We start from the raw sequence: 12,126 nt of genomic DNA on the forward strand, positions 1-12,126 counted from the left end.
TGTATATTCCTCCTTAGCTCAGTCGGTAGAGCATGCGGCTGTTAACCGCAGGGTCGTCTGTTCGAGCCAGACAGGAGGAGCCAAAGAAGCCGCCGCATGGGAAAGTGCGGCGGCTGATTTATTTTCAGGCGTAAAATGGGCCTTTAGCTCAGTTGGTTAGAGCATCCGGCTCATAACCGGACGGTCCCGGGTTCGAGTCCCTGAAGGCCCACCATAAATTTGCGAAAATGCGAAAAAAGTGTTGACCGCGGGTCATAATGTTTGTTATACTGTTTAAGCGATGTTTAACTGAATAGATTTGGAGAGATGGCTGAGCTGGCCGAAGGCGCACGATTGGAAATCGTGTAGGCGTTAATAGCGTCTCGAGGGTTCGAATCCCTCTCTCTCCGCCAAATGTATCCACAACGGCATGGTTCGGGTTGATAGAAATATTAACTGAAATTATGCCGTTGTGGTTTTTTCTATGTTTTTTGATGGGATGAAAAAGGTTTTTGTTTGGAGCATGAAAGGATTTAAAAAGAATTCGTAACTTTTTCATATAATTACATCATCTTTTGTTTCTTTTATAGGTTTCAAAGAATGGCATGATATTCTTGTTTATTCAGTTGAGGCGTAGTAACCATTTGATTTTCGTGAATTCTCTGACTTATGGGTTTACACATAGTGTATGTTCTTTATTTGTTGCAGAAAACATGATAAAATATGAATGATATATACCGATATGTGGCGAAATTCAAAAAAACATGGATAATGGCAATGGAGCATTCTATGAACAAAGAAATGATTACAAAGACAGAAGCCTTTCTGGAGGATACATTTGCCGTAAGTACATATTTACAGGCCAATCCTGCGGGTTGTGCCTATCGTTTGGAGCATTCCTACCGGGTAGCCAATATCGCAAAGGGAATTGCGGAAGCTGAGGGGTTTAATGTGACCTATGCGGTGATTGCCGGTCTGCTCCACGACATTGCCTACTGTGAAGAAATGGTGACCCGTGAGGATCGGATGAATCACGGACGGCGCAGCGCGGCGATTGCAAGACCCTTTCTTGCAAGCCTGGGCTTGCCGGACAGTGCTGTGAATGAGATATGCTACGGCATCTCTATCCATGTGGACGATGAAGCAGATTTTGAATGGGAGCGAACACCTTTCTGCGAAACCGTGGGTGATGCGGATAATATTGACCGCTTTGATTCCTACCGAATCTATGAAACGCTGGAATACCTTAAATTCAGCGAAATGAGTCTGGCAGACAAGATGGAGAAAGTGATCTCCACCATTGAAAAGCTAAGCCGGCTCAAGGAAATGAACCTGGGAACAGCCACTGCAAAAGCCTTTTGGCTCCAGCGGTTGGATTACTATATTGGCTTCTACGAAAAGCTGAAAGCACAGTTGGAGAATAGTACAATAATACTGTAAACAGGAGTGAACACGATGGAAATGAAGTATACGGAGATTTCATTCTGATAAGGGAATAATCTACGATTATGTAATCCAAAAACATTCAACGCCCGTATCGATATAGCCCTTCGCCTATTTTCGGGCGGGTTCATTTTTCAAAATATGGGATCATTTATCTCAAAACAAGCACCCTTTACCAAATGTACCTACAACGGCATGGTTTGGGTTGATAGAAATATCAACTGAAATCATGCCGTTGTTCTTTTGCGGCGCGCTGTGCTATAATAGGAAAAACATGGTTTTTATATGAACAAGAATGAGGGCATGCAGGGGGATAAAAATGAGATATTATAAAAAAATTGTGGGCGAACATATTTATTTATCGCCCATCAATGCAGATGACGCCGACAGCTTCATCAAGTGGATGAACGATGCGGCAGTTGCGATTGATTTCGGTCAATATCCACAGGCTATTTCATCGAAAAGTGATTTGAACTGGATCTATGAGCCGCCGAAGAATATGCAGCGCTATGCCATCGTGGATCTGAAAACTGATGTGTTGATCGGAAGTATCAGTCTTCATAATATCGATCATCTCAACCGCAATGCTTTTATTGGTATCTTCATCGGGGAAGCAGAGCAAAGAGGCAAGGGCAAGGGTGCGGAAGCAATTCGACTGATTTTAAAGTATGGTTTTAAAACGATGAATCTGCACAGCATCAATCTTACCGTGCATGCCGATAATGCTGCGGGGATTGCATGCTATAAAAAAGCAGGGTTTCGGGAAACCGGAAGATTGCCTGAAGTGGTTTTTATTGATGGAAAGTATATCGACAAAATTTTTATGGCTATTTTAGAGGATGACTTTGAGAAGGGCAGCATTTAATGATGAACCAAATCACAATCTGAAATAAAGAAATCTGCATCGATAACAGCCGGCTCGGCATCAAACCCTGTTTCCCATCAAGTGAAAATCAGGTGTTTTTTGATTCCAAAAAATGCTATACGGGGTTAAATTAAAGCAGCTTGCCATACCATAAATTGGAGGTTTTGAAATGACGGATGTTTATAAAAACTGCCCTCAATTTGAAAACAAGAGGTATCTTTTAAGACTGGTTTGCAAAGAGGATCGATTGGATCTGCTAAAAGTTTATTCAGACAAAGCGGCGGTGCCTTTCTTCAACAGCGATAATTGCGGCGGCGATGATTTTTATTACAAAAATCAAGCAAGAATGGAAAAGGCTATTGATTATTGGCTTTTTGAATATGCCAGGAAGGGCTTCGTGCGCTGGAGCATATTGGAACAAAAATCAGGGCAGGCAATCGGAACAATCGAACTTTTTCATCGGGATTCCAATGATTATTTTACAAATTGCGGTTTGCTTAGATTGGATCTGCGAAGCGATTATGAAAAAACAAGCGAAATAGAAAATATATTGGCCTTGATAATAGAACCAACCTATGCACTGTTCCATTGCGACAAAATTGCAACAAAAGCAATAGCGGGCGCGGAAGAACGGATCAAAGCATTAGAAAATATGGGGTTTGCCCGTTCGGAGGAAAAGCTGATCGGGCATGACGGCACAAAATATGATTCATACTTTGTGATGCTTTGATGGATGGGGGTAATTCCATAGGGCGTTAAAGCTGCCCGGGGATGATCGATGTCAAGAAACAGGGCATCCTAAAAACATCAAATGCCTGAGGAAAATGGTGAAAAGGATGAAGGAACAGAAAAGATATCAGCACGAACTGACGAAAAGGTTTTTTGGAGAAGATGCTGAGAAAAATCAAGAAAAAGCAGCGGCGGGATGGGGAGAAAGCAGCGGCGGACGAATTTTGCGCTGAACCGGTAAAAAAATTTCTGATGGCAAATTTGGTAAACCGGAAGACAGCGGCGGGAGCGAGAAGAATTAGCAAAATTTTTTACTTAAGTTTAGTTTGTTTTCAAAATATTTTGCATTTGACATCTTGTAAAACCGCGAAATACAAGGTCGATGCGGTGGGGCTTCTATGGACAGCCAAGGGAAAAGAAGACTATAATAGACGCAGAGGGAACGGGAAAAGCGTGATGGCGCCGTTTGCTGTGGGTTAAAAAATGAGCCGCAGGCCGGTTCCTCAAAAAACGCTTGGGGGAGGACAAAAAATGGATGAAAAAATAATGCGGCTTCAAGAGATGATCGATGAAAGCCGGCGAATCGTCTTCTTTGGCGGGGCCGGGGTCTCCACAGAAAGCGGGATTCCGGATTTCAGGAGCGTGGATGGGTTATATCACACAAAATACCGCTATCCGCCTGAAACGATCATCAGCAGAAGCTTTTTTGAAAGCCACACCGAAGAATTTTATGACTTCTATCGTGAAAAGCTGCTCTTTCCGCAGGCGCAGCCCAACGCGGCGCATAAAAAGTTGGCAGAACTGGAAAGAGCACATCGCCTGAGCGCCGTCATCACCCAAAATATTGATGGGCTGCATCAGAAAGCCGGCAGTGAGCGAGTGTTAGAGCTGCATGGCAGTGTGTTGCGCAACACCTGCATGCGCTGTGGGAAAAAATACAGCATGGAAGATGTTTTAAACAGCCGCGGGATTCCGCGCTGCAGCTGCGGCGGAATCATCAAGCCCGATGTGGTGCTTTATGAGGAAGGGCTGGATATGGGGCTTTTACAGCAGGCGGTGGAAGAAATCGCCGCGGCCGATCTGCTTCTGGTGGCGGGCACTTCTTTGGTGGTATATCCCGCGGCCGGTCTGGTGGATTATTTCAGAGGGAAACACCTTGTGGTCATCAACAAATCGGCCATTGGTTTGGATAAAAAAGCGGAATTGACCCTTGCTTTGCCGGTGGGCGAAGTATTGAAACAAATCAAAGTAAATGCTCTGTAAAGCGGGCGAAAGCAAAATAAAAGCCTTCGGTCATGATGACCGAAGGCTTTCTTCATATAACGGGAAAACAGCGTTAGGCAAAAAGCAGGAAATAGCCAAGCACCAAAATGCCCAGCGCGATGCGATACCAGCCGAAAACCTTGAAATCATGCTTGCGGATGTAACTCATCAGAAAACGGATGGCGAACACCGAAACCAAAAACGCCACCACCGAACCGGTAAGCAAAACGCCCAGCTCAAGGCCGCTGAAAGAGAAGCCGATCTTCAAAAGCTTGACAAAGCTTGCGCCGAACATCATGGGAATGGCCAGAAAGAACGAAAATTCAGAAGCGGCTACACGACTGCACCCCAGAAGGATGGCGCCCAGAATGGTGGCGCCCGAGCGGGATGTGCCGGGGATCAACGCCAGAATTTGAAAGACGCCGATCAAAAAAGCGGTTTTATAAGACAGCTGCGCCACAGAAGCGGTTTGCGGGGTGCGCTTGCGGTTTTCGATCAGAATAAAGAAAACGCCATAAAGAATAAGGGTGGCAGCCACCACAACAGGGGTGTTGAAGCGTTCGATTTTTTCATCGAACAACACGCCTACCACACCGGCGGGAACCGCGGCCACCACGACTTTGAACCAGATATCCCATGTGGCGCGCTTCTGCTGCGGGTTCTTTCGGGGTGAAAAGGGGTTCAGCTTATGGAAATAAAGCACCACGACAGCCAGAATCGAACCCAGCTGGATCACCACAAGGAAGGTGTTCCAAAACGCTTCTGTGCAGTTCAGCGGCAGAAGTTCGTTCCACAGGATCATATGGCCCGTGCTGCTGATGGGCAGCCATTCGGTGATGCCTTGAATGATGCCGAAAAACACGGCTTTAATTATTTCGAAAAAACCACTCATATTCTGCCTCCGTTATAGTTGGTATGAAATGCATACGAATGTATTGTAGCATAGATGAATATAAAAAAGAACAAAAATATCAAAGTATTTTTGGGAAAAGGCCAAAAAGCGCGGGGGTAAAACCGTGTGGAATGCCGGAAGATTTATTGACATAAGCCCAAAAAAGAATATAATAGAAAAGGTATGAATCGTGAAAACACCCTAAGTGTAAGCAATCAGGAGGAAATAGTTATGAGCGAAACCTGCTCGCATAACTGTGAGACTTGCGGCGAAGCTTGTGCAAGCCGTTCTTCGGCACAGAATATGACGGAAAAGCCCCACCCCGGCAGCCATGTGAAAAAAGTGATCGGCGTTGTCAGCGGCAAAGGCGGCGTGGGCAAATCTTTGGTGACCTCGCTTCTGGCGGTCGAAATGCAGCGCAGAGGCCATAAAACAGCCATTTTAGATGCCGATATCACAGGCCCTTCCATCCCCAAGGCATTCGGCATCCATGAAAAAGCCCGCGGCAACGGCGATGGCATTTTGCCCGCGGTGACAAAAAACGGCACAGAAGTGATGTCTATCAACCTGCTGCTGGAAAACGAGACCGACCCTGTCGTGTGGCGCGGGCCGGTGATCGCCACCACGGTGAAACAGTTCTGGAGCGATGTGATCTGGAACGATGTGGATTATATGTTTGTGGATATGCCTCCGGGCACAGGCGATGTGCCGCTGACGGTGTTCCAATCGCTGCCCGTGGATGCCATTATTGTGGTGACTTCGCCCCAGGAACTGGTTTCGATGATCGTGGGCAAAGCGCTGAAAATGGCGCAGCTGATGAACATTCCCGTTTTGGGCGTGGTAGAAAACATGAGCTATGTGGAATGCCCCGATTGCGGCAAAAAGATCCTGCTTTACGGCGAAAGCAAAACCGCGCAGGCAGCGGCGGATGAAGGTTTGCCGCTGTTGGCCCAAATGCCCATCGATCCCGCCGTGGCCGCCCTTTGCGACGCCGGCAAAATCGAAGAAGTTCAGGTCAACTGGATGGATCGCGCTGTGGAAAGCCTGGAAAAGATCGAAGAGTTTTTGTGGGATAAGACAGAAGAACTGGAATATAACGAATAATTTTCTTGCTGTGACGCAGACTTTTCAAAAGAGAAAAAACAAAACAGAGAAAACGCGGTTTCTTTTTGGGGAACCGCGTTTTGTGATTCAGAGGGAACAAAATGACGGTTTATGTGGATGCGGATGCCTGCCCGGTGAAAAAACAAATTGTGGAAGCGGCAAAAAAGCGCCGGCTCGCGGTGATTATGGTGACCGATGTGAACCACCGTATCGAAGACGGTTACAGCCGTGTGATTACGGTGGATCAGGGGCGCGACAGCGCCGATGTGAAGCTGGCGAACCTCATCGGCGCAGGCGATATTGTGGTGACGCAGGATTACGGCGTGGCGGCAATGGCTCTGGGGCGCGGGGCCAAGGCGCTGAATCAGGATGGCCTGATCTTTACCTCGGCCAATATGGATCAGCTTTTGTTCGAGCGCCATATCGGCCAGCGGGCAAGAAGCGCGGGGCGGCGCACAAAAGGCCCTTCAAAGCGCGGCGCCCGGCAGGATCTGCTTTTCACACAGGCTCTGGAAGAATTATTGGAGGCGGCAGATGATTCGAACCGATGAAAAAACCTTTCCGCCCGAAGCCGATGAAAACAGCCGGATCTTGATTTTGGGCAGTTTTCCATCGCCGCTTTCTTTTGCTTCGGGGTTTTATTATGGGCACCCGCAAAACAGGTTTTGGCCGATGCTGGCCGAAATTTTGGGCGCCGCCGCCCCGCAGACGGTGGAAGAGAAAAAAAGCCTGCTGAAAAACGCGCATATCGCGCTTTGGGATGTTTTGGAGACCTGTGAGATCGACGGAGCCGCAGACAGCAGCATCCGCAACCCGGTGGTAAACCCGATTGCAAAGCTGATCGACCAAACCAGGGTGAGCATGGTGCTCATCAACGGCGGCAAGGCGTTTCAGCTTTTTGAAAAATACTGCCTGCCCTGTGCGGTGCCCTATTATAAAATGCCCTCCACCAGCCCGGCCAACGCCGCCTGGCGCTTTGAGCGCCTGAAAGAAGCCTGGCAGCCGAAAATTTCAGAAGGCTTAAAAAGATAAAAAAAGAAGCTTGTCTTGAAACAAAGACAAGCTTCTTTTGAAATATTTTTGATGTTTAAACAGGAACAGTGAAAAAATGAGGAAGCGGCGCGGGGCGCTTTTGGCAGAACCTGCCAATAAGGGAACCTCCCCACAGGCGCTTCATTCAATGGGGGCATAAAACTCGCGGGCAAATTTCATAAAAGCCTCTGCTGCGGGGGAAAGCGGACGATCTTTGTGATAAACGAAATAGAATTTGCGGTTTAAGAATTCGCTTTTCAGATCGAACATCAAAACCAGCCCGAAACGGGCATAATCTTCGGCGGCAATGCGCGAAATGATGGAGATGCCCAGGCCTTTGGAAACCGCCTGCTTGATGCTTTCGGTGCTGTCCATCTGCGCCAGGATCTTCAGCGATTTCGGATCGACGCCCATGTTGACCAGCGAATCTTCGGTTTCTTTGCGGGTGCCGGAACCATATTCACGCATGAGGAAAGGCTCTTTTTTCAAGACCTGAAGCGGGAAACTGCCCGAAAGCGCGCGGAATTTTTCGGTGTTGGGGGTGATGACCACCAGACGGTCGTTGGCAAAGGGTTCGAAAACGCATTTGGGCTTTTCAAGCTGTGTGCCCACAACGCCGATCTCGGCATCCATGTTGATGATGTGGTTGGCCACTTCGCGGCTGTCATATTGCTTTAAAGAAAAGAAAAGATGGGGATAATCTTTTGCCATGTGCGGCAATACATCGGGCAGCAGATATTGCGAGGGAACGGTGGAGGCTGCGATCTCCAGTGTGCCGCGGATATCGGTGGCGCAGCTTTTCACCGAAAGGATGGCCTTGTCGCGCATGCGCAGCATTTCGTTGGCATATTCATAAAAGATCATGCCGGCTTTCGAAGGGTAAACTTCTTTGGTGGAACGAACGATCAGCTTTGTGCCGAATTCGTTTTCCAGCGCGCTGATATGGGCGCTGATGGTGGGCTGAGAGAGATAGATTTCTTCGGCGGCCTTTGAAAAACTCTTGTATTTGATGACATTCACAAAGGCCTCAAGTTGTTTGAAGTGCATAAAAAAGTTCCTTTCATAAGGGATTTTGCAGAAAAAAAGCATACTTGCGCATTTGATAAGTTTGCGCTATGATAATACTGTACCTAAAATGGTATAAATTCAGCGGACATATTTACCGCATAGACCCAAGGAAAGGCGGGATCATCATGAGCAAGCAAATCAAACGCTTGACCGAAATGACAAAGAGCGGAGGCTGAGGCTCGAAATTGGGGCCGGGAGCTCTAAGTGGCATTCTTTCAAAATTACCGAAATTTCAAAGCGAGAATCTTTTGGTCGGCTTTGATTCCAGCGATGACGCCGCTGTATATAAAGTGCGTGACGATCTGGCCATTGTGCAGACCGTTGATTTCTTCCCGCCGATCGTTGATGATCCTTATACCTTTGGCCAGATCGCCGCGACCAATTCGCTGAGCGATGTTTACGCCATGGGCAGCACACCCGCCACCGCCATGAACCTGATCTGCTTCCCTTCCTGCCTGCCCATCGAAATCATGGGCGAGATCATGCAGGGCGGTTACAGCAAGGTGAAAGAAGCGGGGGCCATCATCGCCGGCGGACATACCATCGAAGATGAAGAGCCGAAATATGGGCTTTGCGTTACAGGGTTCATCCATCCGAAAGATGTTCTCACAAACTCCGGATGCCGGGAAGGCGATCTGCTGATCTTGACCAAGGCGCTGGGGACAGGCATTCTTTCCACCGCGGCCAAGGCCGATCTGCTCAGCCCCCGCGATTATCAGCGCATGGTGCAGCTGATGACCACGCTGAACGCCAAAGCGCGTGATGCAATGATGGCGGTGGGCGCCAACGCCTGCACGGATGTGACGGGGTTCGGGCTGCTGGGCCATGCTTTCGAAATGGCCGACGGCAGCAAAAAAACCATCGAGCTTTATTCCAAAGAGATGCCCATCGTGCCCACAGCGCTGGAACTGGCGCGGGAGGGAATCATCCCTTCGGGCGCTTATTCGAACCGCGGGTATCTGGAAGAAAAAATCACCGTGGCGGGCAGTGTGCCGCTGGAAGTGAGCGATGTGCTGGCCGACCCGCAGACAGCGGGCGGTTTGCTGATCTCTTTGCCCGAAAGCAAGGCAAAAGAGCTGCTTTCGCGGTTGTCGCTGGTCACGGAAGATGCGCGCATCGTGGGGCAGGTCCTGCCTTACAGCGGGAAAAGCCTGATCGTGAAATAAGTTGATTTTGACGGCACGGGGGAACCGAAGGTTCCCCCGTGTTTTGTTTTCCCTTGGCGGTATCAGGCTTCCTCCAAAATGGATTTCAGCCCTTTCAGGCAAAGATCCACTTCTTCCTCTGTGTTATGGTGGCTGAAGGAGAAGCGAACGGTGCCTTTGGGAAAGGTGCCCAAGGTTTGGTGGGCGCGGGGCGCGCAATGCAGCCCGCAGCGGGTCATCACGCCATATTCCTGATCTAAGCGGAAGGCAACCTCGGCATTATCGCGGGTGAGAAAATCAAGCGAAACGATGGCCGCCCGGCCCTGGGTATCGGTTTTGCCCACCACACGGGTGTTGGGCAGCCGCAGCGCGCCGTCTAAAAAGCGCTGTGTCAGGGCAAGCTCACGGGCCAGAATGTTTTTGCTGCCATAGGTCTTCAGGTAATTCAGCGCCGCGTGGAGCCCCGCGATGCCCGGCAGGTTGATGGTGCCGGCTTCAAAACGATCGGGCATGAATTCGGGCACTTCTTCGCTGTCGCTGCGGCTGCCGGTTCCGCCGCTGATGAGGGGTTCGATTTGATGGGCGAGGTCGTCTTCGATCAGAAAACCGCCGATGCCCTGCGGGCCGCGCAGGCCCTTATGGCCCGTGAAGCAGAGAACATTGATATGCATTTTTTTCATATCGATGGGGAAAACGCCCGCTGTCTGGGCGCTGTCAACGATGAATTTAAGGTGGCGGCGGGCGCAGATCTCGCCCACTTCCGCAATGGGCAGCAAAGTGCCGCAGAGGTTGGAAGCGTGAAGCATCATAACGGCTTTGGTGTTGGGGCGAATCAGCTCTTCCACCTTTTGGGGATCAAGCACGCCGCGGCTGTCGGCCTGAGCGGCATCGAAAGTGACGCCCAGATGGGCCATCTGGGTCAGCGGGCGCATCATGCCGTTATGCTCCATCGAGCTGACGATCACATGATCGCCGGGTTTTAAAAGGCCTTTGATGACCATGTTGAGGGAATAGGTGATGCTGGGGGTGAATACCACATTGCGCGAAAGATCGAAGCGGAACATTTCGCAAAGCTGTTCACGCGTGTCGAGAACCATATCCGCCAGTTCATAGGCGCCTTCATAACCGCCGCGGTTGATGTTATAACACCCGGTGTCGATCAATGTTTTGATCGCATCCCCCACGCCGGGCGCTTTGGGGAAAGAAGTGCTGCCATTGTCAAAATAGATCCTTTGCAAAAGAAACCCTCCGATACTGTTTGATGGCGAAAAATAAAACTCAAAAGGCCTGCGCCTGTTTTTCTTCGGCGAAACAACGCAGAAAAACGGCTGAAAGAGAAAATCCGCCGTATTGATATATTATACTATAAAAATACCATATTCTCTATAGCTATAGATAAAATCTATAAAATTTATTACATTTATCCGAAAAGAGTATTTCACAATGGCTGCATTTTCCTGTAAACTATTGTCGGTTTGAATTGTATTCAGACACATTTTGCAAGGAGAATGAGAGACATGAAGAACAAGAAAACACTCTGGATGATTCTCACGGGTCTGGTGATCGGCGCGATTTCCGTCATTTTAGTCGCGAACGGCAACCCGAAGAACATGGGCTTCTGCATTGCCTGTTTCATCCGTGACACCGTCGGCGCGGTGGGGATGCATCAGGCCGGCGTGGTGCAATATGTGCGCCCCGAGATCATCGGTTTGGTGCTGGGCGCCTTGCTGATGTCGGTTGCAGGCAAAGAATTTTCCGCCAAGGGCGGTTCCGCGCCCTTTACCCGTTTTATTTTGGGCTTTTTCGTGATGATCGGCGCGCTGATGTTTTTGGGCTGCCCCCTGCGCATGGTTTTGCGCATCGCCGGCGGCGATCTTAACGCAGTGGTCGGTTTGGTTGGTTTTGTTGTCGGCATTCTGGTCGGCATCTGGTTCCTCACCAAGGGCTTCAGCTTAAAGCGTGCCCATGATCAAAGCAAACTGGAAGGCCTGGCCATTTCCGGCGTTCAGATCTTCCTGCTGGTGCTGCTGGTGGCGGCCCCCGGAATCCTGCTCTTCAGCAAAGAAGGCCCCGGCTCCATGCACGCACCCATCTGGATGGCTTTGATCGCCGGCCTGGTGGTTGGCGCGCTGGCCCAGAAAACACGCCTTTGCATGGTGGGCGGCATTCGTGACGCTGTGCTGTTCAAAGATTTCTATCTGCTGTATGGCTTCCTTGCCATCATCGTTGCCGCGCTGATCGGCAACCTCATCACCGGCAATTTCCATCTTGGCTTTATGATCAACGCCGAAACACCCCAACCCATTGCGCATACCGATGGTTTGTGGAACGCTTTGGGCATGGTGCTTGTGGGCTTTGCCAGCGTGCTGCTGGGCGGCTGCCCGCTGCGCCAGCTGATTCTGGCCGGCAGCGGCAACGGCGACAGCGCTGTTACCGTGATGGGTCTGGCTGTGGGCGCTGCTTTCTGCCATAACTTCAAACTGGCGGCTTCGGGCGCAGGCCCCACCCCCAACGGCAAGATCGCCGTGGTGATCGGTTTGATTATTACAGCAGTGATCGGCTTGATGAATCTTCAAAAACAAAAAGATTAGTTGACGGAGGGCTGA

At 49.7% G+C, this 12,126-nt stretch carries 13 protein-coding genes and 3 tRNA genes; 13 read left to right on the forward strand and 3 right to left on the reverse strand.

The window, feature by feature from the left end; genetic code table 11:
- The first annotated feature begins 7 nt into the window (after positions 1-7).
- The 8 genes from ACJA3I_RS04815 (at position 8) to ACJA3I_RS04850 (ending at position 4,279) form a co-directional block, all read left to right on the forward strand.
- Positions 8-83 (forward strand) — tRNA-Asn (locus ACJA3I_RS04815).
- A gap of 54 nt (positions 84-137) precedes the next feature.
- Positions 138-214, forward strand: a tRNA-Ile gene (locus ACJA3I_RS04820).
- Positions 215-300: 86 nt separating this feature from the next.
- Positions 301-392: transfer RNA gene (locus tag ACJA3I_RS04825), tRNA-Ser, on the forward strand.
- Positions 393-768: 376 nt separating this feature from the next.
- The gene (locus ACJA3I_RS04830) at positions 769-1,419 is read left to right on the forward strand and encodes an HD domain-containing protein (RefSeq protein WP_458863632.1); all 651 of its coding nucleotides are present in this window, start codon (positions 769-771) and stop codon (positions 1,417-1,419) included.
- Positions 1,420-1,741: 322 nt separating this feature from the next.
- Positions 1,742-2,287 (forward strand): GNAT family N-acetyltransferase, encoded by a 546-nt coding sequence (locus ACJA3I_RS04835; RefSeq protein WP_458863633.1) that lies wholly within the window; start codon positions 1,742-1,744, stop codon positions 2,285-2,287.
- 169 nt (positions 2,288-2,456) lie between these two features.
- Positions 2,457-3,017, forward strand: a complete 561-nt coding sequence (locus ACJA3I_RS04840) for a GNAT family N-acetyltransferase (RefSeq protein WP_458863634.1) — start codon at positions 2,457-2,459, stop codon at positions 3,015-3,017.
- 152 nt (positions 3,018-3,169) lie between these two features.
- Positions 3,170-3,496: a hypothetical protein gene (locus ACJA3I_RS04845; protein ID WP_458863635.1), complete on the forward strand. Its 327-nt coding sequence runs from the start codon at positions 3,170-3,172 to the stop codon at positions 3,494-3,496.
- A 51-nt stretch (positions 3,497-3,547) separates the two neighbouring features.
- On the forward strand, positions 3,548-4,279 hold the full coding sequence (locus tag ACJA3I_RS04850) for an NAD-dependent protein deacylase (protein WP_458863636.1): 732 nt from the start codon (positions 3,548-3,550) through the stop codon (positions 4,277-4,279).
- 73 nt (positions 4,280-4,352) lie between these two features.
- Here the strand turns inward: ACJA3I_RS04850 and ACJA3I_RS04855 are convergent, their stop codons facing one another.
- Positions 4,353-5,171, reverse strand: a complete 819-nt coding sequence (locus tag ACJA3I_RS04855; protein ID WP_458863637.1) for an undecaprenyl-diphosphate phosphatase — start codon at positions 5,169-5,171, stop codon at positions 4,353-4,355.
- A gap of 231 nt (positions 5,172-5,402) precedes the next feature.
- Between ACJA3I_RS04855 and ACJA3I_RS04860 the strand changes: the two genes are divergently transcribed.
- From ACJA3I_RS04860 to ACJA3I_RS04870, 3 genes are all read left to right on the forward strand, one after another.
- Entirely contained in the window at positions 5,403-6,275 is an 873-nt protein-coding gene (locus ACJA3I_RS04860; RefSeq protein WP_458863638.1) for a P-loop NTPase, read from the forward strand.
- 101 nt (positions 6,276-6,376) lie between these two features.
- Positions 6,377-6,826 carry a YaiI/YqxD family protein gene (locus ACJA3I_RS04865; protein ID WP_458863639.1) on the forward strand — a complete coding sequence of 150 codons (450 nt, stop codon included), beginning with the start codon at positions 6,377-6,379 and terminating at the stop codon, positions 6,824-6,826.
- Positions 6,810-7,307: a DNA-deoxyinosine glycosylase gene (locus ACJA3I_RS04870; protein WP_458863640.1), complete on the forward strand. Its 498-nt coding sequence runs from the start codon at positions 6,810-6,812 to the stop codon at positions 7,305-7,307. Before ACJA3I_RS04865 ends, ACJA3I_RS04870 begins: the two co-directional genes overlap by 17 nt.
- 141 nt (positions 7,308-7,448) lie before the next feature.
- Here ACJA3I_RS04870 and ACJA3I_RS04875 read toward each other — a convergent pair whose 3' ends face one another.
- The gene (locus ACJA3I_RS04875) at positions 7,449-8,354 is read right to left on the reverse strand and encodes a selenium metabolism-associated LysR family transcriptional regulator (protein ID WP_458863641.1); all 906 of its coding nucleotides are present in this window, start codon (positions 8,352-8,354) and stop codon (positions 7,449-7,451) included.
- Between the two features lie 146 nt (positions 8,355-8,500).
- Here ACJA3I_RS04875 and selD point away from each other — a divergent pair, with 146 nt between their 5' ends.
- The gene (selD, locus tag ACJA3I_RS04880; protein WP_458863642.1) at positions 8,501-9,541 is read left to right on the forward strand and encodes a selenide, water dikinase SelD; all 1,041 of its coding nucleotides are present in this window, start codon (positions 8,501-8,503) and stop codon (positions 9,539-9,541) included.
- 62 nt (positions 9,542-9,603) lie between these two features.
- Here selD and ACJA3I_RS04885 read toward each other — a convergent pair whose 3' ends face one another.
- Positions 9,604-10,758: an aminotransferase class V-fold PLP-dependent enzyme gene (locus ACJA3I_RS04885; protein WP_458863643.1), complete on the reverse strand. Its 1,155-nt coding sequence runs from the start codon at positions 10,756-10,758 to the stop codon at positions 9,604-9,606.
- A 279-nt stretch (positions 10,759-11,037) separates the two neighbouring features.
- Between ACJA3I_RS04885 and yedE the strand changes: the two genes are divergently transcribed.
- Entirely contained in the window at positions 11,038-12,111 is a 1,074-nt protein-coding gene (gene yedE / locus ACJA3I_RS04890; protein ID WP_458863644.1) for a YedE family putative selenium transporter, read from the forward strand.
- Positions 12,112-12,126: the final 15 nt, after the last annotated feature.

Source organism: Acidaminobacterium chupaoyuni, assembly GCF_047936785.1.
GTDB lineage: Bacteria > Bacillota > Clostridia > Oscillospirales > Butyricicoccaceae > Acidaminobacterium > Acidaminobacterium chupaoyuni.

What these genes read in the sequence shown, in the direction of transcription:
- ACJA3I_RS04830 (WP_458863632.1), top strand. Translation starts at nt 769, where the DNA reads ATGAACAAAGAAATGATTACAAAGACAGAAGCCTTTCTGGAGGATACA.
- ACJA3I_RS04835 (WP_458863633.1), top strand. Translation starts at nt 1,742, where the DNA reads ATGAGATATTATAAAAAAATTGTGGGCGAACATATTTATTTATCGCCC.
- ACJA3I_RS04840 (WP_458863634.1), top strand. Translation starts at nt 2,457, where the DNA reads ATGACGGATGTTTATAAAAACTGCCCTCAATTTGAAAACAAGAGGTAT.
- ACJA3I_RS04850 (WP_458863636.1), top strand. Translation starts at nt 3,548, where the DNA reads ATGGATGAAAAAATAATGCGGCTTCAAGAGATGATCGATGAAAGCCGG.
- ACJA3I_RS04855 (WP_458863637.1), bottom strand. Translation starts at nt 5,171, where the DNA reads ATGAGTGGTTTTTTCGAAATAATTAAAGCCGTGTTTTTCGGCATCATT.
- ACJA3I_RS04860 (WP_458863638.1), top strand. Translation starts at nt 5,403, where the DNA reads ATGAGCGAAACCTGCTCGCATAACTGTGAGACTTGCGGCGAAGCTTGT.
- ACJA3I_RS04865 (WP_458863639.1), top strand. Translation starts at nt 6,377, where the DNA reads ATGACGGTTTATGTGGATGCGGATGCCTGCCCGGTGAAAAAACAAATT.
- ACJA3I_RS04870 (WP_458863640.1), top strand. Translation starts at nt 6,810, where the DNA reads ATGATTCGAACCGATGAAAAAACCTTTCCGCCCGAAGCCGATGAAAAC.
- ACJA3I_RS04875 (WP_458863641.1), bottom strand. Translation starts at nt 8,354, where the DNA reads ATGCACTTCAAACAACTTGAGGCCTTTGTGAATGTCATCAAATACAAG.
- yedE (WP_458863644.1), top strand. Translation starts at nt 11,038, where the DNA reads ATGAAGAACAAGAAAACACTCTGGATGATTCTCACGGGTCTGGTGATC.